Below are 24,738 nucleotides of genomic sequence, written 5' to 3' on the forward strand. Positions count from 1 at the left end.
TGCCGCACGTGTCGTCGGGCAACGCCAGAATCGACCGGTGACCGATCAGAACAACATCACCGTCGACCTCCTCGTCGTCGGCTCGGGTACCGGGATGGCGGCAGCATTGGCTGCCCACGAGCTGGGAATGTCGACACTGATCGTCGAGAAGAGCGCCTATGTGGGTGGTTCGACGGCTCGCTCCGGCGGTGCCTTCTGGCTTCCCGGCAGCTCCATTCTCAAGGACGCCGGTTCGGCGGACACTCCGGCCAAGGCGCGCACCTACCTTGAGGCACTCGTAGGTGACGACGCCTCACCCGAACGCGCACGCACGTTCATCGATCAGATCCCCGCGACCATCGACATGCTGCGTCGCACCACCCCGATGAAGTTCATGTGGGCCAAGGGATATTCGGACTACCACCCCGAGAGTCCTGGCGGCAGCGCTGTGGGGCGCACCTGCGAGTGCCGCCCATTCGACACTGCGGTCCTCGGCCCAGAGCTGGCGCGGCTACGACCTGGAGTCATGAAGTCCTCGTTCCCGATGCCGGTCACCGGCGCCGATTACCGTTGGCTGAACCTGATGGCCCGCACCCCGCGCAAGTCCTGGCCGCGGATCATGCTGCGGGCCATGCAGGGTATCGGCGGCCTGGCCCTGCGGCGCCGGTATGCCGCAGGCGGCCAGGCCTTGGCGGCCGGGATGTTCGCCGGCGTGCTGCAGGCGGGGATCCCCGTGTGGACCGATTCGACGGTGACCGAGCTCATCACCGATGGTGCACGGGTGACCGGCGCGCGGGTGCTGCGCGAGGGATCGGCCGTGACCGTGACCGCACGCCGTGGCATCGTGCTGGCCACCGGCGGGTTCGACCACGAGATGACCTGGCGGCGGAAGTTCCAGTCCGAGCTCCTCGGTGAACATCTCAGCCTTGGCGCCGAGAGCAATACCGGCGATGGCATCCGGCTCGCCCAGGACCTGGGCGCAGGCACCGGCCTGATGGACCAGGCCTGGTGGTTTCCGGCCTTTGCTCCGCTGCCAGGCGGTGATCCCACCGTGATGCTGGCCGAGCGGTCGCTGCCCGGCTGCCTGCTGGTAGACCAGAACGGTGAACGCTTCATCAACGAGGCCACCGACTACATGTCCTTCGGACAGCAGCTGCTGCGTCGCGAACACGTGGGCAATCCGGTCGAGACGATGTGGATGATCTTCGATCACCGCTACCGGAACAGCTATCTGCTTGCCGCCGAACTGTTTCCACGAATGCCGATCCCGCAGAGTTGGTACGACGCCGGGATCGCGCACCGCGGCACGGATGCGGAAGCATTGGGCCGCGAGATCGGTTTCGATCCCGCGACGTTGGTCGCCACGATCGAGCGGTTCAACGGACTCGCCGATGCCGGTGTCGACGCCGACTTCCAGCGCGGCGCGAGCGCCTACGACCGCTACTACGGCGACCCGACGATCACGCCCAACCCGAACCTGCGACCGCTGGATCCCGGCCCGCTGTACGCCGTCAAGGTCGTGCTGAGCGACCTGGGCACCTGTGGTGGGGTCCTGACCGACGTGAACGGGCGGGTGCTGCGCGAAGACGGAGCGCCCATCGACGGTCTGTACGCGATCGGCAACACCGCGGCCAACACATTCGGCAAGACCTACCCGGGCGCGGGAGCGACCATCGCGCAGGGGCTGGTGTACGGCTACGTTGCCGCGCACCACGCCTCAGGCCGGCGCGCCTGAACCCGCCCGGACTCAGTTCGCCGGATCACCACCGGGGTCGCCTTGGGCGCTTTCGGCGGCGATCCGACGTTCCAGCTCATACCAGTACTCACGCACGGGGAACTGGATACCGCCGGTGACGTTTTCGCCGAATGTCTCCTCGACGGCATCCAGATCCTTGATCATCTGGAGCGCCAGTTCGCGTTCGGCCGCGTAGTACTGCTCGGACCACTTCAGCGCCAGGCGGGCGTACGCCCACGCCGGTTGCTCGGTGGTCCACCGGACCTCGGTGGCGGCGGCCTGGTGCAGTTGCTCGGCGTATGCCGCGTGGTCGGTGAGAACCTCGCGGAGCCGGCCGGGCTTGAGCAGGTGCCCGAGCATCACGCGCAACATTGGGTTGTGCTTGAGAGTGGGCGGTTCCACGGGATCGTCGTTGATCCACCGCTCGACGGCAACCTGGCCCGCGTCGGTGATCTTGTACATCCGTCGGCTGCGGACTCCGGCATCGACTCGGGAACTGACCAAACCGAGTCGCTCCAGCCGCTTGAGTTCGGAGTAGATCTGGCTGTACGCAGGACTCGAATAGAAGAATCGGATGGCCCAGTTGATCCATTTCTTGATGTCGTAGCCAGACAACTCTTCACCGCTGGTCAGTAGGCCCAGCAGGGCCCACCCGGTGGGCGACACATTCAGCCCGTCGGTTTCGCCCCCGGCGTGTTCCGTCACCTGCCAAGGCTAGCAATGTGACCAGCTCGTCGGCCCGTTACTACCGCTCACCGGGATGACGCGTTGCACCACCACGCAACGGCGGCAGAGGGTAACAATCGACTCGTTGGGCCTGTGAACGGCAAGGAGATGTATGACTGCACAATCCGGTGGCGCTGTTCTCGTCCCCGAGGGACCACACATGCGCCATGTGCTCGGGCACTTCTGCACCGGGATCGCCGTCATCACAGCCCATGACGGCAACCGGCCCATCGGCTTCACCTGTCAATCGGTCACATCGGTTTCCCTGGATCCGCCGTACATCTCATTCTGTCCCGCCGCCACGTCGACGAGTTGGCCCCTGATCCGGGCAGTCGGCACCCTGTGTGTCAACATTCTCGCCGCCGAGCAGAGGGACGTCTGCACACGGTTCGCCACCAGAGGTGACGACAAATTCAGTGGTGTCAGCTGGAAACCCGGCGCCAATGGAGCACCGACCGTCGACGGCACCCTGGCCTCGATCGAGGCCGATATCGAGTTCGAGCACGCCGCAGGTGACCACAGCATCGTCGTCGCGAGGGTGACCGGACTGTGGGCGCACGAGGAACGACGTCCTCTGCTGTTCTACCGTGGCGGGTACGGGGCGTTCGAAGGGACACCTGATGCCTGATTCAGATATGCCTGATCCAGATCTCGAGTTCGACGTCATCGTCGCCGGGTCCGGCGGTGGACTTGCCGGCGCGTACACCGCTGCCCGCGAGAATCTTTCGGTGCTGCTCGTCGAGGCGACCGATCTGTTCGGCGGCACCACGTCGTTCTCCGGCGGGGGCGGCATGTGGTTTCCCTGCAACCCCGTTCTGCAACGCGCGGGCACCGACGACACCATCGACAAGGCGTTGACCTACTTTCACGCTGTCGTGGGTGAGCGCACCCCGCTCGCACTTCAAGACGCCTACGTCCGCGGTGGCGCGAAGCTCATCGAGTATCTGGAACAGGATCCGGCCTTCGAGTTCACGGCGCTCCCGTGGCCGGATTACTACGGCACGGCTCCCGAGGCGCGTACCGACGGCTACCGGCACACGATTCCGCTTCCCGTTCCCGATGCGGCCCTTGGCAAGTACGCGGGCCTGGTGCGCGGCCCGCTGGACACCGAGCGGCTCGGCGCCGAAGCGCCCGATCTTCTCGTCGGAGGGCGCGCGCTGGTCGGCCGGTTCCTGGCTGCACTGGACAAGCTACCCACCGTCACCTGCTGGCTGAACGCGCCGCTGTCGGACCTGATCACCGAGAACGGACGCGTCGTCGGCGCGGTGATCGAGCGCGACGGCGCTCCGGTGCGGGTCGGGACGCGTCGCGGCGTGCTGTTGGCCAGCGGTGGATTCGAGCAGAACGCCGAGATGCGCGCCGAGTACGGCGTGCCGGGCAACGCCACAGACTCCATGGGTGGTCCGGGTAGCACCGGCCGCTCGCACCGCGCCGCCATCGGCGTCGGCGCCGATGTCGATCTGATGGACCAGGCCTGGTGGTCACCGGGGATGACCCATCCCGACGGCCGGTCCGCCTTCGCGCTGTGGTTCACCGGCGGCATCTTCGTCAACCAGCAGGGCCGCCGGTTCGTCAACGAATCCGCACCCTACGACCGCATCGGCCGCGACATCATCGGTCAGCTGGAGAACGGTTCCACCACATTGCCGTTCTGGATGATCTACGACAACCGCGACGGCGATATTCCCCCCGTCAAAGCCACCAACGTGTCCATGGTCGAGCCCGAGAAATACCGCGCGGCAGGTCTGTGGCACAGCGCCGATACGCTGGCCGAGCTCGCCGGGGCAATCGGTGTCCCCGCCGCCGAACTGGAAGCCACCGTGCGGAGGTACAACGAACTTGCCGCCACGGGCGTCGACGACGACTTCGGCCGCGGCGGTGAGGCGTATGACCGCGCGTTCAGTGGGGGCGAGTCACCGATGGTCCCACTGGACACCCCGCCCTATCACGCGGCGGTCTTCGGGCTGTCCGATCTGGGTACCAAGGGTGGGCTGCGCACCGATACCCACGCCCGGGTGCTCGACGCCGACGGCGCGGCCATCCCCGGTCTGTACGCCGCGGGCAACACGATGGCGGCAGTGTCGGGCACCACCTACCCCGGTGGCGGCAACCCCATCGGTGCGTCGATGTTGTTCAGCCACCTGGCAGCACTGGACATGGCGACACAGAGCTCAGCGCAATGAGCGCACCTCTTGCGGCCGATGAAGCACGGCGTCTGGAGGATCTTTACGGACCCCTCACCCAGTCATTGCGCACACTCATCGACGTGACGATCAGGAGCCGGGCCGATGACACCGATGTGCGCCAGGCGCACAGTTTGATCAATCAGGCTGTGACACTGCTGAGCTCACGCTTGGACCCCGAGCCATTCGGAGTACGTGCGACAACCGAGGGTGGGATGCTCACGTGGGGCAATGTTGCGATAGGACTGCGTAACGCCATCGCGTTTCCTTTGCACGTCATCCGCGACGACAATGGTGCGACCAGTGCCGATCTACACGCCACGGCACCCTATGAGGGTCCTCCCGGTCACGTGCACGGCGGAGTGTGTGCGCTCATCCTCGACCATGTCCTGGGGGCGACGGCACATCAACCGGGTCGGCCCGCGATGACCGGCACCCTTACGGTGCGGTATGTGGCACCCACTCGCCTGGGCCCACTTCGGGCCGAAGCATGGGTCGAGCGCGAGACGGAATCGAAAACCATTGCCGTCGGCCACCTTCGGAACTCAGAAGGTACAGTCACGGTAGAGGCTCACGGCGTTTTCATCAGACCGAAAGCGAAACATGACAACTGATTTCGACACCGAGCCCGCGGTGGAAGGGTGGTTCGCCACCGACGAGTCCGGGGCCACGCATCTGATCGGCGGTAAGTGCACCGCCTGTGCCACCTATGTCTTCCCGCCCCGGGAAAACAACTGCCCCAACCCCGGCTGCGACAGCGACACCCTGGCCTTGGTCCCGCTCTCCCGGCGCGGCACCGTGTGGAGCTACACCGAAAACCGGTACGCCCCTCCCCCGCCCTATCCCTGCCCAGACCCCTTCGAACCCTTCGCCGTCGCCGCGGTCGAACTGGCCGACGAAGGACTGATCGTGCTCGGCAAGGTCGTCGAGGGCACCCTGGCCGCCGACCTCAAGGTCGGGATGGTCATGGAGCTGACCACCATGACCCTCTACACCGACGACGACGGCACCGCACGCACCACCCACGCCTGGAGGATCGCTCAGTAATGGCAACCGAACCGGTTTACATCCTCGGCGCAGGCATGCACCCCTGGGGCAAATGGGGCCGCGACTTCACCGAATACGGCGTTGTCGCCGCACGCGCCGCCCTGGCCGAGGCAGGCCTGGACTGGCGCCAGATCCAGCTGGTCGCCGGCGCGGACACCATCCGCAACGGCTACCCCGGCTTCGTCGCCGGGGCCACCTTCACTCAAAAGCTCGGCTGGAACGGCATCCCCATCACCTCCAGCTACGCCGCCTGCGCCTCCGGATCCCAAGCACTGCAATCCGCGCGCGCCCACATCCTGGCCGGCCTGTGCGACGTCGCCCTGGTCATCGGCGCCGACACCACCCCCAAAGGCTTCTTCGCCCCCGTGGGCGGGGAACGCAAAAACGACCCCGACTGGCAACGCTTCCACCTCATCGGCGCCACCAACACCGTCTACTTCGCCATGCTGGCCCGGCGTCGCATGGACCTCTACGGCGCCACCGTCGAAGACTTCGCGAACGTCAAGGTCAAGAACGCCCGCCACGGCCTGAACAACCCCAACGCCCGCTACCGCAAAGAAGCATCCGTCGAGGATGTGCTCGCCTCCCCGGTCGTCTCCGACCCGCTGCGCCTGCTCGACATCTGCGCCACCAGCGACGGCGCCGCCGCCGTCATCGTCGCCTCCAAAGCATTCACCGAGAAGCACCTCGGTTCGGTTGCCGGTGTCCCGTCCGTGCGCGCGGTGAGCCTGCAGTCTCCGCAGTACCCGCAGCATCTGCCCGAGCTGCCCGATATCGCCACCGACTCCACCGCAGTCGTGCCCGGGCCGGAGCGGGTATTCAAAGACCAAATCCTCGATGCCGCCTACGCAGAAGCCGGCATCGGCCCCGAAGACCTGTCCCTGGCCGAGGTCTACGACCTGTCCACGGCACTGGAACTCGACTGGTACGAACACCTCGGACTGTGCCCACGCGGCGAAGCCGAACAGCTGCTGCGCTCCGGCGCCACCACCATCGGCGGCAAGGTTCCCGTCAACGCCTCCGGTGGTCTGGCCAGCTTCGGCGAAGCCATCCCCGCCCAGGCCATCGCCCAAGTCTGCGAACTCACCTGGCAGCTCAAAGGCCAGGCCACCGGCCGCCAGGTCGAGGGCGCCACCGTCGGCATCACCGCCAACCAAGGCCTCTTCGGCCACGGCTCCTCCGTCATCATCGCCACCTGACCCCCGCGAACGTGCTTGCCCCAACCCGACGCAGCGCGCCAGGTTGGGGCAGCGTCGTGCGCGGCCGGCCCGTCTACACGGGATCGAGTGCCGAAATACGCCAATCTCCATCGGTTTTGGTGATGCTGACCACCACGCTGCTGGTTGCCAACGAAGGCTCCGGGCGGTCCTTGCTCGCCGTCTCCTGATTCAGGAAGAGCAGAACCTTGGCGTTGTCGGGCTGTATCTCCATGACGGCCGCGTTGAGCACCTGTGCGCCGGCCATGATTCCGCGCTCGCGCACGGCCGGCGCCACGACCTCGGCGGTGAACTTGGTGTAGTAGGTCTGGAACTCACCGGTCGTCAGGGTCTTGGCTCGTTCCATATCGCGGTCAAGGGTCTCCGGTGAATAGGACAGCAGCGCCAGTGTCGACGATGAGGCGGCATCCACGGCCGCCTGCTCGGACGCCGCATCGGTCAGCTGGCTCGGACGGAAACTGGTGAGGTACAGCGCCCCGGCGAACCCCGCGGCGGCGAGCAGCATCACCGTGAGCGCCAGCCCCTTCCAGCGTGCAGTCACGAAGCCACGAGTCCGTGCGAAGATCCCGCTTTTGCCGGGCGTCGGTGCGGTCGATTCCTGTTCGGCTGCCGTCTCGTCGACCGCCTGCTGGTCGATGTCTGTCGTCTCCACCGACTCGGTGTTCTCCTGAACGCTCATGGCACGAACTCCACTTTCGACATCTTGATCCGGTCGCCGTCACGCTGGAGATCGACGGTCAGCCGCCAGTTGCGCGGCGCCTCCTCGGCGCCTGCGGCGTTGGTGACAGTCGAGGATGCCGATACCAGCACCACCGCCGAGTCCGCGGTCATCGACTCGACGGCTGCGGCATTCACGGTCGCCTTGGTGATCACCTTGGCGTCCTGAGACACCTTGATGAAATCCTCTGATGCGCCTTGGAATTCCTGGCGGAACGGGTCGACCGCGTTGTCGAGGATCTGCTCGACGCTGGCCTGCGGGTTGTTGAAGTCGATCGACATCAGGGTGACCACGACCTGGCGGGCGGCCGTGGTGAACTCGGCACGGTGGCTCTCCTGGGCCGCAACCTCCCGGCCTTGGTGCACCATGAATCCGCCGGCGGCCAGCAGCGCGACCGTGCTCAGCACCGCCAGCGCGGACGCCACCCTTGTCCAGCGCGGTCTGCGCCGTCGCGGCTTGCTGCGCGGCGGTCCGTCAGCACCGCTGTCGGACCGCAGTCGGTCCGCGCGGGCCCGTGCTTCGAGGGCAAGCTGCTCGGCAGCTTCGGCTTCGGCTTCAGCCTCGGCGGACAGCGCATCGCGCTGCTCAGCGGTGAGATCCACGGACATATCGGCACCCTAAGTCGAGGACCGGATGCTTCCGGAGCGTCCTCCCACCCAGTGGGCCACGTCACATGAACTGCGTGTTCAGGACGCTCAGAAGTGCCGAATCGCGCAGAGCGCGCCCTTGGGACCGCTTGAGGTGTCCACGACCACGCCGTCGACCGCCAGCTCGCAACGAAACATCGGTTCCACCTGTGCCCGACCGCTGGTGGCCGAGACCATTGCCCACCTGGCGGGATCCAGCAACGTCGCGTGCAGCACCCACGGGCGGTCCGGACCGATCTCGACGTCCACCTTCGGGCTGAACACGTAGGGATTGTGGCTGTAGTCTGCCCAGCTCGGCGGATCGTTCTGACGGAAGTATACGGCTGCAGTGACCGGGGTTTCGGTGGTCACGGTGTAGGTGACCTGACGCGGGACAGGCGGCTCGGCCTGCGCGTGCCCGGTCGTGCCCAGGCCGGCGGCGCCCAGACATACCACCGTCGACAACAAGCACCTCACCCTAGACATCTCCGCGCCCCCACAGTGGCGCGCCGTTCTTGGACTGGCAGGCAAGGAACAATCCGTCCGGGGCCTGGGCCACCCAATTCTCGTAGCCGGCGCAACTGACCCCGAACTCCTTGACACCGGCCATCGACGGCGACCGGAAGTACCGGGGCTCGTACCGGCGCGGTGAACCGCAGAACACCAGCCGACCCCACGACGTGGTGCCGAAGACGAAGTGCGCAGTGTCCCGGCATGGCGCACCCAGGACCACCCCGGCGGCGATACCGGGCGTGCAATCCGGACCGTCGCAGCCGACGGGTTCCGCCGCCGCAGGCACGCCGGTGAACAGGGCGGCGGCCAATGCGCCCGTCACCGCAAGCACCCTCATCTTCACGGTGCGCACTCTGTCAGCCCCGGTGCCGCACCGCACGTCGGTTGTCCGCTCAGTGGACATGTTGCCGGCGGACGTCTGGTGCCGGGTATTTACTTCTCACGCTGCCGATTCCGGACAGCAGGCCCGTCCGAGGAGCAGGCAATGCTGCGTGTACCCGCAATCATGACCATCGGCGTCGCCGCACTCGCCTGTCTGGCGACACCCGCCGTGCACGCCGACAACCCCGACTGGGGTATCAACGGAACCTTCACCGCCACCTCCAACGGCGAGTGGGCGCGCAAGAACGACGCCTTCTTCGATCAGGCCAGTCTGCGTAGCACCTGGACCGTCAGTACCCAGTGCAGCTACCCCGGCGAGTGCACCGGCACCGTGCAGAGCGACTTCGGTTGGACGGCACCGATCTATCAACGCAGCGGCGTCTGGTATGTCAAGCACACCGTGGAGAACTGGATTCCATGCCCGGACGGCAGCACCGCACCGGGCCTGCAGACGTTCCGGTTCAAGCCGATGACGCCGGAGGGCGCCAACTTCGACATGTCGTCGAATGTCCTTGTCGGAGAGGATGTCACCACTGGCCCCAGCGGTGCGTGCGGTGTGAGCAAGCCGGTGTACATCAATATGCCGTTCAAACTCGCGAAGGTGAGCTGACCGCCCACCCCACGCTCCCCCGGTGCGCCCGGCGTTCACCGAGTGCACCGGGTGTCCGCTACTTCGGCATCAGGTCTTCCCAGTTCCGCGCGGGCGGACCCACCAGATCGGTCTGGGTGTAGACGTTCCCGTCCGGCGCCGCGTACTGACCGGTCTCCGGGTTGTACGTCGCGAACGCCACCGACGGTCCCTGCAGCGAGCTCTCGTGAGCGCTCGGAGCCACCGGTAGCGCGCCTGCCGCCGGCGGTGCAGGCGTGGCCGGTGGCGCATCGGCGGGAGGCATCGGGGTCCCCTGCACCGGTCCGAAGATCTGATCTCCGAAAGTGACCCGGTCATCGACAGGGACCCCCTGGGCGATCAGGTTCGGATCGATGGGATACGGGCCGGTGACATGTTGCCGCATGGCGAGCGGCTCATAGGGCCGGTCACTCTCACAGATCTCCACCGTGGGCGCCCGCTTGCCGGGCTGGCCCTGACACGGAAAGTTTCGCGCCCCCCGCACACCGATCGGCGAATCCTGCGGCAGTTTGCAATACAACCCGTCCGGGGTGTCGATATCCGATTCGTCGGCGGGAGACCGCCACGATGACGGCGGCAGGAATCCGACCGAACACGCGGGTGGATCACCGAGGGTGAGGCTGAACTCCGAGAGGGCCATACCGGTCGGGTTGTTCAGCGAGGACCCGTAGGACTGGGTGGCCGCCAGGTAGGGCGGCAGGAGTACCAGGAGCTGCTCCAGCGATGCGTTGTAGGTGACCCCGATCTGTCCGACGGTCGTCAGATTGGCCAGCAGCACCGGCAGCGTGGGCTTGACCTGGTTCAGCAGCCGGGAGGCCTCATCGGCGGCACCGGCACCGGTGCGCAGGATCGTGCGCACCTCCTGTTCGCGTGCCGCCACGGTATCGGTGATCCCGGCCAGACTGGCAGCCCAGGTCCGGATCGCATCGGCCTTGTCGGCCTGCCCGTCCAGCAGCGGACGGCTGTCCTCGATCAGGTCGCGGGTATCGGCGGCCGAGGCCTCGACGTCGGCGGCCAACCTTCCCGACGCATCGAACAGTGCGCCCAGGTCGTTGCCGGTGCCGTTGAGCGCCTTGAAGGATTCGTCGAGCAGCCCGGTGAGTTTGCCGGTCGGGATGCTGCCGACCAACGCGCTCATCTGGTCGAGCATGGGGCCGACCGGTTGCGGAAGCGATGTGTTCGCCACGGTGATCACCGACCCGTCCTCGAGATACGGAGCTCCGTCCGTGCGTGGGACGAGGTCGACGTACTGCTCACCGACGGCGGACACGCTGCGCACATTGGCCTGCAGGTCGGCAGGAATCCTCGGTGATCGTTGCAACGACATCGTCACCTCGGTGCCGGTGCGCGTGGGTGTGATGGCGGTGACCTTGCCGACTTCGACCCCTCGGTAGGTGACGTTGGAGAACTGGTAGAGCCCACCGGTGGCCGGGACCTGCAGGGTGACCCCGATGCGGCCGAATCCGAGCAGCATCGGCGCTTGTAGGTAGACGAAAACCATCGCGCCCACACCGATCACGGAAGCGATGGTGAAGATGATCAGCTGATTGCGCACAAAACGGGTCAACATCAGTTACCACCCTCGGTAGCCGGGATATCCGAAGGCGGTGCCGCGGGTGCCCCACCCGGCTCCGCCGGTGCGTCGGCCAATGGCGGGAAGGGTGCCACCTCGGTGGGGATCGGTGTCACCGGTGCCGACAACGGGTCCCGGGTGTAGGTGTTGTACCACGGGTCACCCGGGGCGGGAACCATGGTCGCGTTCGGCTCACCCCATCTGGTGCCCAACAGAATTCCGCTCTTCAGGCGGGGAATGGTGAAGTCGAACACGATGAACTGGTTCATATAGTCACCGCGGATCCCGCGGTCGATGAACTCCTGTGTGTAGGGAAAGGTCGGCAGGAACGACAGGGCTGTCGTCAGATCGGGTCCGATATCGGCAAGAGCCCGGATCGTGGGTTCGAGATTCTGCAGGTTGCGAACGATGTCACCTTGCGAGTCGTTGATGAGTTGTGTTGCGGTGTCGCTGAATCGGCCCAGCTTGGTCAACGCTGTGGTGATGCGTGGTCGTTGCTGGTTCAACACGTCCAGCGCGGGCGGGATCCGGTCCAGGGCACGTGTCAGCACATCGCGTTGGCCGGCGAATGTCGCGGCGAGCCGGTTCAGCGCGGAGATCGATTCGATGATGTTGTCCCGTTGCGAATCCAGGAGACCGATGACCTTGTTCATCCGGCCGAGTAGGTCGCGGATCTGGCCCTGGCGGCCGTCGAGCGCGGCGTTGAAGTTGTGCACGATATCGCCGATGTGTGTCAGGCCACCGCCGTTGACCACCACCGACAGCGAGGACAGGGTCTGCTCGGTGGACGGGTACGTCGATGTCTTGGACAGCGGGACCGTGGCACCCGGTGCGAGTCTGCCGCTCGGGCTCTCACCGATCGGCGGGTCGAGCGCCAGGTGCATGGACCCGAGCAGGCTGGTCTGCCCGACGGTGGCCACCGCGTTCCCGGGAATCACGGCGTCCGGCTCGACAGTCACCTCGACGTTGGCAGTCCAGTCATCGACGGTCATCCTGCGTACCGCTCCGACCACCACGTCACCCACCATGACCGGTGAGTTTGATTCCAGGGTACCGACATTGGCGATCTGCACCCGGTAGGTCGTGGCGCCCTTGCCGGTTCCAATAGTGCCGGGCAGCGGCAGTGAGTTGATGCCGTCGAATGAGCATCCAGACGTCACCAGCATCGCGCAGCAGACCGCCGCGGCCCACCGGCGGGCCGGCTTCGGCTTCATCACGGGGTGCCTTCCTGTGCCGGCACCTCGGGGGCGGCTTCGGCCGGTAGTAGCAGTTCGGTCAGGGTTGACGCGGACGGCGCGGCAGGTGGGGGCTGAAACGGGAGTCCAGGCGGCACGGGCGCACCGGGGTAGAGGGCCGGGGTGCGTGCTGCGGGCAGTCCGAGCGGCGCGTAGGACCCCGGGGGTTGTGGCGGGTCCGTCCATCCCGGGGGCGGCGGGACATCCCCTGTCCCGGTGTAGGCCGACACCGCCGGCGGGAGATCGACCGGCGCGGGCCCGGTACCGCCACCACCGGGCGCCAGTCCCGGCTCGGAGTAGATGACGTTCTTCGGTGCCGGTCCCAGGTAGGCGTTGAACGGGATCGGAAGGTGGTTGAAGTTCAACAGTCGCAGGGCGGGGCCCAGATACTGCGCGCAGGCGCGGCCGGATTCCTCGGCGGTGACGTTCTCCACCGCCGAGATCGCAGAACAGATCGTGGCGACCGGGTTGGCGAAGTTGTTCATGGCGAACGAACCACGCGGCCCGCCGGTGTCGGGGTTGTAGATGTTGTAGCCGTTGACCAGGGCATTGGGCGCGGCATGCAGAATGTTCTTGACCGCCATGCTGTTGTCGGAGAGCACCTGGGTCACATTGGCCAGCCGCTCGATCTGCTCAGCGGTCTGATTGCGTGACCCGGCGACGAAGCTCTGCACCTTGCCCACCGCTACCGACAACTCACTGATCGCGGAGTCGAGGTCGGCACGGCTGCCGTCGACGACACCGGTGACATCGGCCAGCCGGTCCTGAAACTGCACGATCTGGGTGTTGCTGTCACGGAGCGCACGGACGAAGACCTGCAGATTCTTGATGACGCCGACAATGTCACCGCTCCCCTCGCCGAGAACACGTCCGACATCGGAAAGCTGGGTGATCGTCTCCCGCAGCCGATCTCCGTTACCTGCCATGGCATCGGCGGTGCTGTCGATGAACCGGCCGAGCGAGGTCTCCGATACCCCACTGCCCGGCCCGAGTTCGGTGGCCAACCGGGTGAGCTGCTCCTTGATCTCATCCCATTCCACCGGGACCGCAGTGCGGTCCTCCCCGATCTCGGCGCCGTCGGCCATGATGGCGCCGCTGGCTTCCGGGGTGGACCCGAAGGCCGGCGTCAACTGCACATAACGCGCCGACACCAGATTCGGTGCCACGATGATGGCCTTGGCGTCGGCAGGCACCGGCACGTCGCGATCCACCTGCAACACAACCCGGGTACGGGTCCCCATCGGCTCGATCGCCTTGATGGAGCCCACTCGTACCCCGACGACACGCACCTCATCGCCCGGGTAGATCGCCGTTGCCGACACGAAGTAGGCGACGATCGTCCTGGGCTTCAGGAAGTTCTGGTACACCGCGAATCCGGCTCCCGCGACCATCGCGACGGCCACGGCGACGACAGCGATCTTCTTGGCGGCGGGCGTGCGCATCCTCATCGCGATCCTCCGGGAATACCGTTGTACGGGAACGGGAATTCGGCACGCGGTCCGGCGTTGTCCGGCGGCTGTCCGGCGTTGACACCACGACGGAATCCGAGCGCGTAGTCGAGGAAGGGTTGAATCGCCGGCCCGGGTAGCAGATTGGCGGCGTAACCGTAGTAGTAGAACCCACTGTTGACGGCCTCGCCCTGGGTGATCTGGTACTTGGCCAGACCGGTCAGCGACTTGGCAAGATTATCGCGGTTGCGTTCCAACACCTCGGCAACCCGATTCAGCTGCGCGAGGGTCGGAGCCAGTTCGGCCTCGTTCTCGTCGACCAGCGCCGAGAGCTGATCGGCCACGGCGGTGGTGTTCGCGAGCAGGTTGACGATCGCGTATCGGCGGTCCTGCAGCACCCCGAGTAAGTCGTTGGCGTTCAGGATCAGACTGTTGACCTGCTGACTACGCTCCGAGAGGATCCCGGTGACATCGGCCGCGCTGCTGAGCAGATTGCCCAATGACTCGTTGCGGTTGTTCAGCGATCGGGACAGTCGGCTCACCCCGTCGAAGGTCGGGGCCAACTGCGGTGCCAGCCGGTCGACGGTGTCGGCGAGCACGTCGAGGGACTGGTTGATGGCCGCGGTATCGGTTTCTGCTGTATTGGAGGTGAACTCGTTGAGCGCATCGGTCAGCGAGTACGGCGATGCCGTCCGGGTCATCGGGATGGTGTCGAGGGCACGCATCCGGTCGCTGCCCCGGGGCTCGAGGACCAGTTGACGTTCGCCGAGCAGAGTGCCGATACCGATGTGGGCGATGGTGTCCTTGCCCAGGCGCACCTTGCTGTTCACCGCGAAGGTCACCAGCGCCGTGCCCTGATCCAGTTCGACATCGGAGACCGATCCGACGGTGACCCCGGAGACCTTGACATTGTTACCCGCGCTCAGCCCACCGGCTTCGGCGAAGACGGCCTGGTAGCGCACCGAGGTGGCCATCGCCACGAGCTGCTGTGGCTGCAGGCCGACAGCGATGATCAGGATCATCGACACCAGGCCGATGAAACCGGCTCGGACCAGGGATGATTGGCGATACTTGAGCATCAGGGTTCACCGCACCTTCCGGTGTTCTGGATCACCCACGGGAAGTGGGCGGTCCGGCCTTGCAGATCTGACACCCGGATGGTGACACCGCAGATGTAGAGGTTGAGCCAGCTGCCGTACGAACCGAGACGGACAAGCTTGCGATAGTTCTGCGGAGTCTTCTGCATCAGCAGATCGAGTCTGGCCAGATCGGTGTCGTTGGCCAGCAGCGGTGCCATTCGGGTCAGTTCATCCACCGTGCCCGAGAGCGCCGGGCGCGCCTGCGTCAGCAGGCCGGCCAATGAGGCGGTGCCGTTGTCCAGCGCGGTGATCGACTCCCCTATCGGATCTCTTTCTGCGGCAAGGCCGGTGACCAGCCGCTCCAATTTGTCGACAGCCCCGGAGAACTTGCCCCCGTCCTCGGCGAGCACCGTCATCGTCTCGTTGAGGTTGTCGATCAGGCTTTCCACCGTCTGACCGTTATCAGCCAGCGCACTGGCGAACGACGAGGTGCGGGTGAACAAGGACTCCAGGTCGTCGCCACCCTGGCCCTGCAGAATCTGGATCAGTGAGGTGGTCAGCGAGTTGACGTCGGTGGGGTTGAGGCCCTGGATGACGGGCTTGAGACCACCGAGGAGCAGGTCGAGATTCAGTGCAGGCTCGGTTTGCTCGATGCTGAAACGCGTTCCCGGAGGACGGATTCGGGTGGATCCGGGCTGATCGATCAGTTCCAGATAGCGATCACCCACCAGGTTCAGGTAACGCACGGCCACCGTGGTGTTCTCGCTCATCCGGATGTTGTCGTCGGCGTCGAAGCCGACGAGCACGGTGTTGTCGGGCTGCAGTTCGATGCTGCGGACGGTGCCGACCCGGATACCCGAGACCCGCACCGAATCACCCGATTTCAGGCTCGAGGAATCCGTGAACACCGCGGAGTAGCCCGCGGTGGACCCCGAACGGTACTGGCTGAATATCGCGAACAGTCCAGCGGTCAGGACCACCATGGTCAGGCCGAACGCACCGAACTTCGTCGCCGTCTTGGCAAAGGGGCTCATCCCGGCTGCCCTATCTGAGGAGTGTTGCGCGGCGGTCCGTCGAGCGGACCGAACAGCGCCTGCTTGAGGCCCTCGGAGTTCAACAGAATTCCTTCGTTGCCGTACTGGGCGGGGTTGGCGTTCACGTCGGTCACGACAAACGGCGGATGCTTCTGGAATGGCACCTTCGGCAGATCGGAGCACTGCGGGCCACCGGTGGCGGCCACCTTCGGCAGATTCGCGGGATACCGGTACCGCTCCTGGCCCAACACGATGGTCTGGAGCAACAGACCGCCCGGCACCGGCGTCCCCGGCGCCTTCGCCAGTTCCACCGCGCCACCCAGACCGCACTTCAACGCGGCGTTGTATTCGTTGGTCAGATCGGTGGTGGGTACCAAGAGGCGCATGGTGTCGGTGATCGCCTGCCGATTGGATCCGACGACATCGGTGCCGGTTTCGGCAAGCCCGATGACACTGATCAAAAGGGTGTCCAGATTGTGCTGCTCGTCTACCAGGGTGTCGCTCATCCGAGTCGCCGCGTCGGCGGTGGAGACCAGATCGGGGGCGGCGTCGGCGTACGCGTCGAGTACCTCGGGTGCAACGCCGATCTCGTGTTCCATGGCGGGCAGGCTCGGATCGACGGTGGCGAGGAAGCTGTCGAAGTTCGACAGCATCCGGCCGATCTGGTCTCCGCGCCCGTCCAGCGCGGTGGCCAGCGCGCCAAGGGTTTCGTTGAGTTTCGTGGGTTCGATCCTGCGCAGAACCGTGGAGAGTTGCTCGAAGACGGTGTTGATCTCCACGGTGACATGGTCGGCGGCGAGCACCTGCCCGGCGGCAAGTGACTGCGGCGACGGGTCGGCCGGTGGGATCAGTTCGACGAACTTCGAGCCGAACACGGTCGAGGACGCAATGTCAGCGCGCACGTTGGCCGGGATGAGTTCCATATACGACGGGTCCATCGCCAGGTGCAGCGCAGCACGACCGTCGGGCAGGGACTCCACGGACCGCACCGAACCGACGGGTGCGCCATGAAGTTTCACCTTCGCGTCGGCGTTCATGACCAGTCCGGCCCGGTCCGCGAGCACGGTGACGGGCACGGTATCGGTGAAGCTTCCTCGGAACAATCCGACCGACAATGCGACGATTCCCACCGCCACACCGACCGTTGCCACACCGACCAACGGTCGTGTGACGTCATCGTTCATCGCCATCTGCGCTCCCCTATCCCGACAGGTTGAAATTGCCGTTGGAGCCGTAGATCGACAGTGAGACGAGCAGGGTCACCGAGATCACGACTATGAGCGAGGTCCGCACGGCATTGCCCACCGCTACCCCGACACCGGACGGTCCTCCGGTGGCGAAGTATCCGAAATAGGTGTGCACCAGCAGCACGGCAATCGCCATCAGGATTGCCTGCAGGAACGACCACAACAGGTCCACCGGGTTCAGGAATGTCGAGAAGTAGTGGTTGTACAGGCCGGCCGACTGTCCGAACAGGCCGACCGTCGTCAACTTGCTTGCGGCGAAAGAGAGAATGACCGCGATGGAGTACAGCGGGGTGATGGCGATCATGCCCGCCACGATGCGAGTACTCACGAGATACTCGACCGGCCGGATGGCCATCGCGTCCAGAGCGTCGATCTCCTCGTTGATGCGCATGGCACCGAGTTGGGCGGTGACCCCGGCCCCGAAGGTGGCGGCCAATCCGATTCCCGCCACCACCGGCGCGGAGATGCGCACATTGATGAACGCCGCGAGAAAGCCGGTGAGAGCCTCGATGCCGATATCGCCCAGCGAACTGTATCCCTGCACCGCCAACGTGCCGCCGGCCGCCAGGGTCAGGAAGCCGACGATGACGACCGTGCCGCCGATCATCGCCAACGCGCCTGCACCCATGCTGATCTCGGCGATCAGCCGGATGATCTCGCGACGGTAGTGCACGAACGCGTGCGGCACGCCGGCCAGCGCGCGGCCGTAGAACAGCGTGTGGTCACCCACGCGTCCGAGCGCAGCGACCGGACGATTGAGCTCACGGGTCAGACGTGGGCGTAACGAGCGCGCGACGGTCATCGGCTAATCCGCCGTCATCTGGATGCCGATGGCAGTCACCACGACGTTGACCACGAACAGTGCCATGAACGCGTAGACCACCGTCTCGTTGACGGCGTTGCCGACCGCCTTCGCACCGCCGCCGCTGATCATCAGACCCCGGTAGCAGGCAACCAGTCCCGCGATCAGACCGAACAGGCCGGCCTTGACGCACGAGATGATCACCTCGGGCACACCGGTCAGCAGGGTGATGCCTGCGGCGAACGCACCGGGGTTGACGCCCTGGATGAAGATGGAGAACACATAGCCACCGATGATGCCGATGATGACCACCAGGCTGTTGAGCAGCAGTGCGACCAGTCCGGAGGCGAGCATGCGGGGCGTCACCAACCGCTGCACCGGGTTGATACCCAGCACCTCCATGGCATCGATCTCCTCGCGGACGGTACGCGAACCCAGGTCCGCACACATGGCGGTGGCACCGGCACCCGCCACGATCAGCACCGTCACCATCGGGCCGACCTGGGTGACCGCACCGAATGCCGCCCCGGCACCGGAGAGATCGGCCGCACCGAGTTCACGGAGCAGAATGTTGAGCGTGAAGCTGACCAGCACGGTGAACGGCACCGCGACCAAAATGGTCGGCATCAGCGACACCCGCGCGACGAACCACGACTGCTCCAGGAATTCCCGACCCTGAAATGGCCGCTGGAAAAGGAATTTGACCGCATCGGCGGACATCGCCAGCAAGCCTCCGATGGCACGCATCGGCCCGGGGCCACCCGTCCTGAAGATTGTGATCCCGGCGGACCAACGGTCCTGGGGGCTGCTCACCATGTACCGAAGAACCTCCGCGCCTGCTGCTGCCGAACCTCACGACCGGCCTGTCGGCACGTGACCCATGAACGTTGACAGCAGGACATGATCTTCGACACACCACCTCCCATCCACCGGGAACCATCACACGACAGCTCTCACGGGCGCGAGAACGTAGCGTGTCGTCGGTCCGTGTGAGTGTCTTCATGACAGGAGTCGAGCTGTGTCAGTTTCCGTTGAGCCCTCCGAAAGTGCGCGTTATGTCGGACGTCGCGTACTGATCACCGGGGGCGGTTCGGGTATCGGCCAAGCCTGCGTGCTGCGGATTCTGGCAGAGGGCGGCACCGTCGTCGCGGCGGACATCAGCCCGGACGGGCTGTCCGACACCGTCACCAAGGCCGGTGATGTGGGAGGTCGGCTGTCGACGATCGTGATGGATATCGGTAGCGAGCCCTCGGTCCGGGCCGGCCTCGCCGAAGCGCTCTCGATCCTGGGCGGCCTGGACACGTTGGTCAATGCGGCGGGCATTCTGCGCTCCGCCCACCTGGCGCAAACCACGCTCGCCGATTTCGAGCTGGTGCTCAGGGTCAACCTGGTCGGTACATTCCTGGTCACCCGCGAGGCGATCGGTGCGCTCGGCGCGGGCAACGGTCCGGCTGTGGTGAACTTCAGCTCGACCTCGGCGCACTTCGCGCATCCGTACATGGCCGCATACGCCGCGTCCAAGGGCGGTGTGCTGTCGATGACGCACGCCTGGGCCATGGAATTCGCCAAGGCCGGTATCCGCTTCAATTGTGTTCAGCCCGGCTCGATCTCGTCCGGCATGACCGACGGCACCGGGGTTGCCCGCCAGAGCATCGGTCCCGGGCTGCCCGCCGATGCGGACTTCGCCCTGTTCGCAAAGGTGGCCCCGATGCTCCCGCTGGGCAATGGCGCGATCTTCGCCGGGCCCGACTCCGTGGCAGGTGTCGTGGCGATGCTGGGCAGCGATGACGCCTACTTCATCACCGGCACCGAGATCCGGGTCGATGGCGGCTCCCATATGTGATCGGGCGAGGAGCCCATCTGACCGCGCCTTCCGGGAAAGGGATCAGCCATGAAGCTGGCACCGCTGGCATACGCATTCTCCGCACTGGCTCTGGGCACCGTGACGGGTGCACCGGCCGCTCAAGCGGATCCGTTCTTCGCCAATTATCAACTGGTGATACCGGATCGGTACGACTTCCATACCTGGGCATGGTCGGTGATGCACTGCATCCCGGCCGCCGACGACTGCCGCAGTATCGGCGCCATGCCGATGCCGACGGCGAAGGCCTTCGAATACTCCGGTCAGGCTCACCTCGCGGACGGGCGCTACACGTTGACCGTTGATGTCCCTGACGGTCTGCGATGCGGAAACGTCTACTACGGACCCGTCGTCGCGACCCGCGATGTCTACACGTGGGACGCCTCGACGCTGCGAGGCAATCTGACATCGTCATTCGCGGCGGGCTGCGACGGCGCGCCCGGCGCTCTGACCTATCCCTTTTCGCTGGTGCGGCTCTAAGCCTTTCGCTCCAGGCCTTTCGCTGTCAGTCTTTCGCTCCAGGCCTTTCGGGCGGCCCCGCCGACTCGTCGTCGCCGAAAATGCCATGCCGGCGCGGATCCTCGGATCCACGCCGGCATGGCTTTCGGCTCATCTCACACAGCGGTGGTGCCGGCCACGCTGAGGCTGATGGTGCGCACCGGATCGCCGTTGTGCGGCTTGAAGAGGTTGAGCAGGTTGAACCTGCCGTCGGTCACGACCACCTCGAACGAGTCGTCTCCTCCCGCGGCGGCGAAGGCGGGGTCCGGCGTGTAGGTGAACTGGCCGGTGACTTCGTCGATGACGACGGTGCCGTGCGCCGCCTGCGTGACGAGCTTGTAGCGCAGCTCGGGCCGGACCACCTCACCGCTCAGTACCCCGGTGGCGGCACCCGTTGCGTCGAGGGTGCTTTCACTGATGACCGTGCCGCGCACACCCTTGAGATCGCCGGTACCGAGATGCGGCTGAAGTTGAGCAACCGATCGTTCCTGCGTCGCGGACAACAACACACCATCGAAAAGCAAGGTGACGTGGCCCGTTCCGAGTCCGTCGATGGTGACCTCACCGATTTCCTTGCCGGTGTAGGTGACGGCACCGTTTGACCCGATGTAGACGCACGTGATGTCCACAGCGTCCGGGGCATGCCAGTTGCTGCCCGGCTCGGTGCCCAGGTATGCGTCGTTCATGAACGGCAGTCCGGCCACGCCGTCCACCACCGCGCAACCGCAGTCGGGTTCGGGGGTTCGTGGCCGCGCCGGGTAGGCGAAGACATTGGCTCCGATCTTGACTGTCTTGCCCATCTCGTCGGGATCGATCGCGTCGATGGTGCCGGTGATGACGCCGTCGGCCTGCTGAGATCCGATGTTCACCGCGGTGATTTCGGGGGCCTGGTTGAAGAATGTCCTGCGCACGAAGGCCAGCAGTGCCCAGGCCAACGGATTCTGTCCGGCCGGCGCGGAGGACATCAGTTCCTGCAACGGGCCGAAGAGCGCATCGAAGAACCGGTGCACCACGTCGGTGATGATCGCGACCGGGTTCGGCGCCGTGACGGTGGCTGCCGCAGCCGAAGCCGACATGGACATGGTCGCCGGTGCGAAGGTCGCCGGGCCGCTCACCTGACCGGCCGAGTCCGAGCGGGCGGTGGTGCGTGCCGAGAGTTGGTCGACCGACACCGTCGGCACCGGCTGCACCACCCCGTCCTCCGGTTGCTTCTGTTCGACAGCCGAATTCGAGGTGTTGTCGTGGTCCCGGTCGGTGGCGGGTTGTGCCTGCGCCGCTGCGGCGGTGTCCGTGTCGGCAGGAGCAGCGGGTCGCTCGGGGCTCTCCGATTCCGGCGGAGTCTCTGCCCCTACCACCTCCCACGGCGTCTCCGTGACATCCGGGGTGCCGAGCTCCACCGACGAGGTGTCCTCTTCGGCAGCATCCTCAGCAACGGCATCCTCGTCGGCAGCGTCCTCGTCGGTGAGGACGGCGGGCTCCGAGGAAACCGACGGTTCGAGGGCCGAGTCGGCGCTCTCCACGGCCGAATCCGAGGTATCGCGACTGTCGTCGTCGGAGGCCGAGCGAGACGCGGTGAAGGCCGACCCCGTCGAGCGCTCGGTGGCGGACTTCGGTTCGTTCGACGATGACGAGGTCGAGGTGGAGGACCCCGAAGAAGAGGACGAGCTCGCCGACGTACCGGCGGAACCTGAAGACGAATCATCGGCGATGGCGACCCCGTGACCGGTGGCGACGGCGGCGACGAGCCAAGCAGATAGTGCCAGACCGCCGAAGGCCACGTGTCGGGCCGCGGTACCGGCGAGCCGTTCCGTGGTGCGGTATCTCGCGGCATGGGCCGCGCTCCTGGGGTGCATATGAGTGTCGCCCTCCTGAGACGTAACTGTGACCCCCCACACAATCGGCTGTGAGAGCGCGGATCGGGCAATGTCATCCCGCTCATCGGGCGATGCGGCCCGGGCCGACATCACGACAACTGCCGTTACACCAAATTGGTCTGACCACTTGACCTCTTACCGCTCTGCTGCCATTGTTCACGCATGGCCCTGCAACCCGTACCTCGCCGCTCGGTCCCCGATGACGTCGTCGAGCAGATCGTCGACGAGGTGCTCAGCGGCGCGATGCAACCCGGCGACCACCTGCCCAGCGAGCGCCGACTGGCCGAGGTACTCGGCGTATCCCGACCCGCCGTGCGCGAAGCGCTCAAAAGGCTGAGCTCGATCGGCCTGGTCGAGATCCGTCAGGGCGACACCACCACGGTGCGCGATTTCCGCAGGCATGCCGGACTTGATCTGCTTCCCCGGCTGCTGCTGCGGGCCGGCGAACTCGACACCGCAGTGGTGCGTTCCATCCTGGAAACCCGTCTGCACAACGGGCCGAAAGTCGCCGAACTGGCCGCACGGCGCCACGGCGCCGAACTCCCCGGCCTGCTCGAGGCCGCCGTCGCGGCGTTGCACACCGAAACCGATCCGGTGAAACTGCAGCGCCATGCACTCGGCTTCTGGGATCACCTTGTCGACCATGCCAATTCGATCGCATTCCGGCTGATGTACAACACACTGCGGGCCGCCTACGAGCCCGCGCTTCCCGCACTGGCCGCGATGATGGCCGCCGAGGTCGGTCGGCCGGAGGCGTATCAGGCCATCGCGGACGCCGTCATCGCCGGCGATGCCGACAGGGCCGCTGCCGCGGCCCGCGCGCTGCTGGAACCCGCCACCACGGCGCTGTCCGCCGCGTTGACCGAACTCGAGGAGGCCCGATGAACAGCCGCGGCGGCATGACGTTGCGCGATGCGGCACGGGAATTCCGACGCCACCCCACCCCGTGGATGCTGGGCGCGACGCTCGTCGGTGCCGCCGCTGCCCGCGTCCTTACCGGCGACTGGCAACTCACCGACGCGTTGGTACCCGCCGTGATGCTCGCGGCGTTTCCGTTCGCCGAATGGCTGATCCACGTGCTGATCCTGCACTGGCGTCCACGCCGGATCGCCGGCATCCGCATGGATCCCCTGCTGTCGCGCAAGCACCGCGAACACCACGTCGAACCACGTGACCTGCCATTGGTGTTCATCCCCTGGCGGTCATTGCTCTGGGTGTTGCCGCTGGCCGTCGCGATCGCGACGCTGGTCTTCCCGAGCCTGGGCCGCGGTCTGACGTTCCTGACGATCATCACCGCACTCGGGTTGGGCTACGAATGGTGCCACTATCTGATCCATACCGACTACAAGCCGAAAACCGCCGTATACCGCGCGATCTGGCGCAACCACCGCCGGCATCATTTCAAGAACGAGCACTACTGGTTCACCGTGACCAGCAGCGGGACCGCCGACCGCGTGCTGCGAACCTACCCGGATCCGGCGGTCATCGACACCTCACCCACCGCGCGCAACCTGCACGCCGACGCTTGCTGAGGGCGAAAACTCAGGCCTGCACCACAATCGGGTCGCCGATGCTCACATTGTTGTAGTACCAGTCAGCATTGTCCGGGCTGAGGTTGATGCAACCGTGGCTGACGTTGGCATAGCCCTGCGAGCCCACCGACCACGGCGCACCGTGCACGTAAACCCCGCCCCAGGTGACGCGCACCGCGTCATACACCGTCAGCTTGTAACCCTCGGGATCATCGAGCGGGATGCCGATCGTGCGCGAATCCATGACCACCACGCTCTGCTTCTCCAGTGCGGTGAATTGACCGATGGGAGTGGCGTGTCCGGGCTTGCCCATCGATGCGGGCATCTCCCGGGCGACCTCGCCGTCGATGCTGACGGTGAAGGTGTGCGCGTCGATATCGGCGACACCGCGCACCAGGGCGCCGGTCTGGAAGCTCGATTTCATACCGACTGCCTCGACGGTGATGGTGGAATGCGCGGGCCAGTACTCGGTGGGGGTGAACCGCACCGTGGCATCGTCGAGCCACTCGAACTCACCGCCGGGCACCGTCGGTGCGGAGAAGGTGATGCCCCGTTCGGCGGCATCGCGGTCGAGAACCGGCGCGCCGAAGGACACGGTGACCGGATAGGCGACACCGACCACCGCACCGGCCGCGGGCGACACGGCCACGGCCGACACCGGCACGCTCACCGCGGCCACGCCCGTGGTTGTGGATGCGCCCAGTGACAGCGCGGTGACACCGACGATGACCACCATGTATCGAATAGCTTTTCGCAACGTGCCGAACCTCCCATGAACTCCGGACACTCCGGACCCGACCTG

At 65.9% G+C, this 24,738-nt stretch carries 27 protein-coding genes; 12 read left to right on the plus strand and 15 right to left on the minus strand.

Translation table 11 applies throughout. The features are described from left to right. Window positions 1-37 precede the first annotated feature (37 nt). Window positions 38-1,714, plus strand: coding sequence for a 3-ketosteroid-delta-1-dehydrogenase (locus FBY28_RS01295; RefSeq protein ID WP_141863628.1), 1,677 nt, complete (start codon window positions 38-40; stop codon window positions 1,712-1,714). Between the two features lie 12 nt (window positions 1,715-1,726). Here FBY28_RS01295 and FBY28_RS01300 read toward each other — a convergent pair whose 3' ends face one another. Further along, complete coding sequence (locus FBY28_RS01300; RefSeq protein ID WP_141863631.1) at window positions 1,727-2,419, minus strand: PadR family transcriptional regulator; 693 nt, start codon at window positions 2,417-2,419, stop codon at window positions 1,727-1,729. A 133-nt stretch (window positions 2,420-2,552) separates the two neighbouring features. Between FBY28_RS01300 and FBY28_RS01305 the strand changes: the two genes are divergently transcribed. From FBY28_RS01305 to FBY28_RS01325, 5 genes are read left to right on the plus strand one after another with little or no spacing between them, the layout of a single operon-like run. Next, window positions 2,553-3,068 (plus strand): flavin reductase family protein, encoded by a 516-nt coding sequence (locus FBY28_RS01305; protein ID WP_141863633.1) that lies wholly within the window; start codon window positions 2,553-2,555, stop codon window positions 3,066-3,068. Further along, window positions 3,061-4,623 (plus strand): FAD-binding protein, encoded by a 1,563-nt coding sequence (locus FBY28_RS01310; protein ID WP_141863635.1) that lies wholly within the window; start codon window positions 3,061-3,063, stop codon window positions 4,621-4,623. Before FBY28_RS01305 ends, FBY28_RS01310 begins: the two co-directional genes overlap by 8 nt. Further along, entirely contained in the window at window positions 4,620-5,237 is a 618-nt protein-coding gene (locus tag FBY28_RS01315) for a PaaI family thioesterase (protein WP_141863637.1), read from the plus strand. Before FBY28_RS01310 ends, FBY28_RS01315 begins: the two co-directional genes overlap by 4 nt. After that, on the plus strand, window positions 5,227-5,670 hold the full coding sequence (locus FBY28_RS01320; RefSeq protein WP_141863639.1) for a Zn-ribbon domain-containing OB-fold protein: 444 nt from the start codon (window positions 5,227-5,229) through the stop codon (window positions 5,668-5,670). The genes FBY28_RS01315 and FBY28_RS01320 overlap by 11 nt, the downstream gene beginning before the upstream one ends. Then, on the plus strand, window positions 5,670-6,869 hold the full coding sequence (locus tag FBY28_RS01325) for a lipid-transfer protein (protein ID WP_141863641.1): 1,200 nt from the start codon (window positions 5,670-5,672) through the stop codon (window positions 6,867-6,869). Before FBY28_RS01320 ends, FBY28_RS01325 begins: the two co-directional genes overlap by 1 nt. A gap of 73 nt (window positions 6,870-6,942) precedes the next feature. On the opposite strand, the gene FBY28_RS01330 is transcribed toward FBY28_RS01325, so the two are convergent. From FBY28_RS01330 to FBY28_RS01345, 4 genes are all read right to left on the minus strand, one after another. Continuing rightward, the gene (locus FBY28_RS01330; RefSeq protein ID WP_216847424.1) at window positions 6,943-7,566 is read right to left on the minus strand and encodes a hypothetical protein; all 624 of its coding nucleotides are present in this window, start codon (window positions 7,564-7,566) and stop codon (window positions 6,943-6,945) included. After that, window positions 7,563-8,213 carry an Rv1363c family protein gene (locus tag FBY28_RS01335; protein ID WP_141863643.1) on the minus strand — a complete coding sequence of 217 codons (651 nt, stop codon included), beginning with the start codon at window positions 8,211-8,213 and terminating at the stop codon, window positions 7,563-7,565. Before FBY28_RS01335 ends, FBY28_RS01330 begins: the two co-directional genes overlap by 4 nt. 87 nt (window positions 8,214-8,300) lie before the next feature. Further along, window positions 8,301-8,699, minus strand: a complete 399-nt coding sequence (locus tag FBY28_RS01340) for an Rv2576c family protein (protein ID WP_141869981.1) — start codon at window positions 8,697-8,699, stop codon at window positions 8,301-8,303. A gap of 10 nt (window positions 8,700-8,709) precedes the next feature. Further along, window positions 8,710-9,087: a hypothetical protein gene (locus FBY28_RS01345; RefSeq protein WP_216847425.1), complete on the minus strand. Its 378-nt coding sequence runs from the start codon at window positions 9,085-9,087 to the stop codon at window positions 8,710-8,712. Window positions 9,088-9,228: 141 nt separating this feature from the next. On the opposite strand from FBY28_RS01345, the gene FBY28_RS01350 reads away from it, so the two are divergent. Then, window positions 9,229-9,735 (plus strand): Rv2253/PknI dimerization domain-containing protein, encoded by a 507-nt coding sequence (locus FBY28_RS01350; RefSeq protein WP_141863645.1) that lies wholly within the window; start codon window positions 9,229-9,231, stop codon window positions 9,733-9,735. Window positions 9,736-9,793: 58 nt separating this feature from the next. On the opposite strand, the gene FBY28_RS01355 is transcribed toward FBY28_RS01350, so the two are convergent. From FBY28_RS01355 to FBY28_RS01390, 8 genes are read right to left on the minus strand one after another with little or no spacing between them, the layout of a single operon-like run. Continuing rightward, complete coding sequence (locus FBY28_RS01355) at window positions 9,794-11,323, minus strand: MCE family protein (protein ID WP_141863647.1); 1,530 nt, start codon at window positions 11,321-11,323, stop codon at window positions 9,794-9,796. Continuing rightward, window positions 11,323-12,540 carry an MCE family protein gene (locus tag FBY28_RS01360; protein ID WP_141869983.1) on the minus strand — a complete coding sequence of 406 codons (1,218 nt, stop codon included), beginning with the start codon at window positions 12,538-12,540 and terminating at the stop codon, window positions 11,323-11,325. The genes FBY28_RS01355 and FBY28_RS01360 overlap by 1 nt, the downstream gene beginning before the upstream one ends. Continuing rightward, on the minus strand, window positions 12,540-14,009 hold the full coding sequence (locus FBY28_RS01365; RefSeq protein WP_174241517.1) for an MCE family protein: 1,470 nt from the start codon (window positions 14,007-14,009) through the stop codon (window positions 12,540-12,542). Before FBY28_RS01365 ends, FBY28_RS01360 begins: the two co-directional genes overlap by 1 nt. After that, window positions 14,006-15,088 (minus strand): MCE family protein, encoded by a 1,083-nt coding sequence (locus FBY28_RS01370; RefSeq protein WP_141863651.1) that lies wholly within the window; start codon window positions 15,086-15,088, stop codon window positions 14,006-14,008. Before FBY28_RS01370 ends, FBY28_RS01365 begins: the two co-directional genes overlap by 4 nt. After that, a complete protein-coding gene (locus FBY28_RS01375; RefSeq protein WP_141863653.1) occupies window positions 15,088-16,122 on the minus strand; it encodes an MCE family protein in 1,035 nt (344 codons plus the stop codon). Before FBY28_RS01375 ends, FBY28_RS01370 begins: the two co-directional genes overlap by 1 nt. Next, complete coding sequence (locus FBY28_RS01380; protein ID WP_216847426.1) at window positions 16,119-17,312, minus strand: MCE family protein; 1,194 nt, start codon at window positions 17,310-17,312, stop codon at window positions 16,119-16,121. The genes FBY28_RS01375 and FBY28_RS01380 overlap by 4 nt, the downstream gene beginning before the upstream one ends. Window positions 17,313-17,322: 10 nt before the next feature. Then, window positions 17,323-18,171 (minus strand): MlaE family ABC transporter permease, encoded by an 849-nt coding sequence (locus FBY28_RS01385; protein WP_141863655.1) that lies wholly within the window; start codon window positions 18,169-18,171, stop codon window positions 17,323-17,325. Between the two features lie 3 nt (window positions 18,172-18,174). Then, window positions 18,175-18,918 (minus strand): MlaE family ABC transporter permease, encoded by a 744-nt coding sequence (locus FBY28_RS01390; protein WP_286177624.1) that lies wholly within the window; start codon window positions 18,916-18,918, stop codon window positions 18,175-18,177. Window positions 18,919-19,189: 271 nt separating this feature from the next. Here FBY28_RS01390 and FBY28_RS01395 point away from each other — a divergent pair, with 271 nt between their 5' ends. Both FBY28_RS01395 and FBY28_RS01400 read left to right on the plus strand, forming a co-directional pair. After that, window positions 19,190-20,014: an SDR family NAD(P)-dependent oxidoreductase gene (locus FBY28_RS01395; protein WP_141863659.1), complete on the plus strand. Its 825-nt coding sequence runs from the start codon at window positions 19,190-19,192 to the stop codon at window positions 20,012-20,014. Window positions 20,015-20,062: 48 nt separating this feature from the next. After that, window positions 20,063-20,512 carry a hypothetical protein gene (locus tag FBY28_RS01400; protein ID WP_141863661.1) on the plus strand — a complete coding sequence of 150 codons (450 nt, stop codon included), beginning with the start codon at window positions 20,063-20,065 and terminating at the stop codon, window positions 20,510-20,512. 134 nt (window positions 20,513-20,646) lie between these two features. On the opposite strand, the gene FBY28_RS01405 is transcribed toward FBY28_RS01400, so the two are convergent. After that, the gene (locus FBY28_RS01405) at window positions 20,647-22,050 is read right to left on the minus strand and encodes a hypothetical protein (RefSeq protein ID WP_141863663.1); all 1,404 of its coding nucleotides are present in this window, start codon (window positions 22,048-22,050) and stop codon (window positions 20,647-20,649) included. Between the two features lie 52 nt (window positions 22,051-22,102). On the opposite strand from FBY28_RS01405, the gene FBY28_RS25700 reads away from it, so the two are divergent. The 3 genes from FBY28_RS25700 to FBY28_RS01415 all read left to right on the plus strand — a co-directional run bounded on the left by FBY28_RS25700 (window position 22,103) and on the right by FBY28_RS01415 (window position 23,936). Beyond that, window positions 22,103-22,252, plus strand: a complete 150-nt coding sequence (locus FBY28_RS25700) for a hypothetical protein (protein ID WP_160145450.1) — start codon at window positions 22,103-22,105, stop codon at window positions 22,250-22,252. Between the two features lie 314 nt (window positions 22,253-22,566). Further along, window positions 22,567-23,289, plus strand: a complete 723-nt coding sequence (locus tag FBY28_RS01410; RefSeq protein ID WP_141863665.1) for a FadR/GntR family transcriptional regulator — start codon at window positions 22,567-22,569, stop codon at window positions 23,287-23,289. Continuing rightward, window positions 23,286-23,936: a sterol desaturase family protein gene (locus FBY28_RS01415; protein WP_141863668.1), complete on the plus strand. Its 651-nt coding sequence runs from the start codon at window positions 23,286-23,288 to the stop codon at window positions 23,934-23,936. The genes FBY28_RS01410 and FBY28_RS01415 overlap by 4 nt, the downstream gene beginning before the upstream one ends. A gap of 10 nt (window positions 23,937-23,946) precedes the next feature. Here FBY28_RS01415 and FBY28_RS01420 read toward each other — a convergent pair whose 3' ends face one another. Continuing rightward, window positions 23,947-24,672 (minus strand): L,D-transpeptidase, encoded by a 726-nt coding sequence (locus tag FBY28_RS01420; RefSeq protein ID WP_141863670.1) that lies wholly within the window; start codon window positions 24,670-24,672, stop codon window positions 23,947-23,949. Window positions 24,673-24,738: the final 66 nt, after the last annotated feature.

The organism is Arthrobacter sp. SLBN-53 (genome assembly GCF_006715585.1).
GTDB classification, from domain to species: Bacteria; Actinomycetota; Actinomycetes; order Mycobacteriales; family Mycobacteriaceae; genus Mycobacterium; species Mycobacterium neoaurum_A.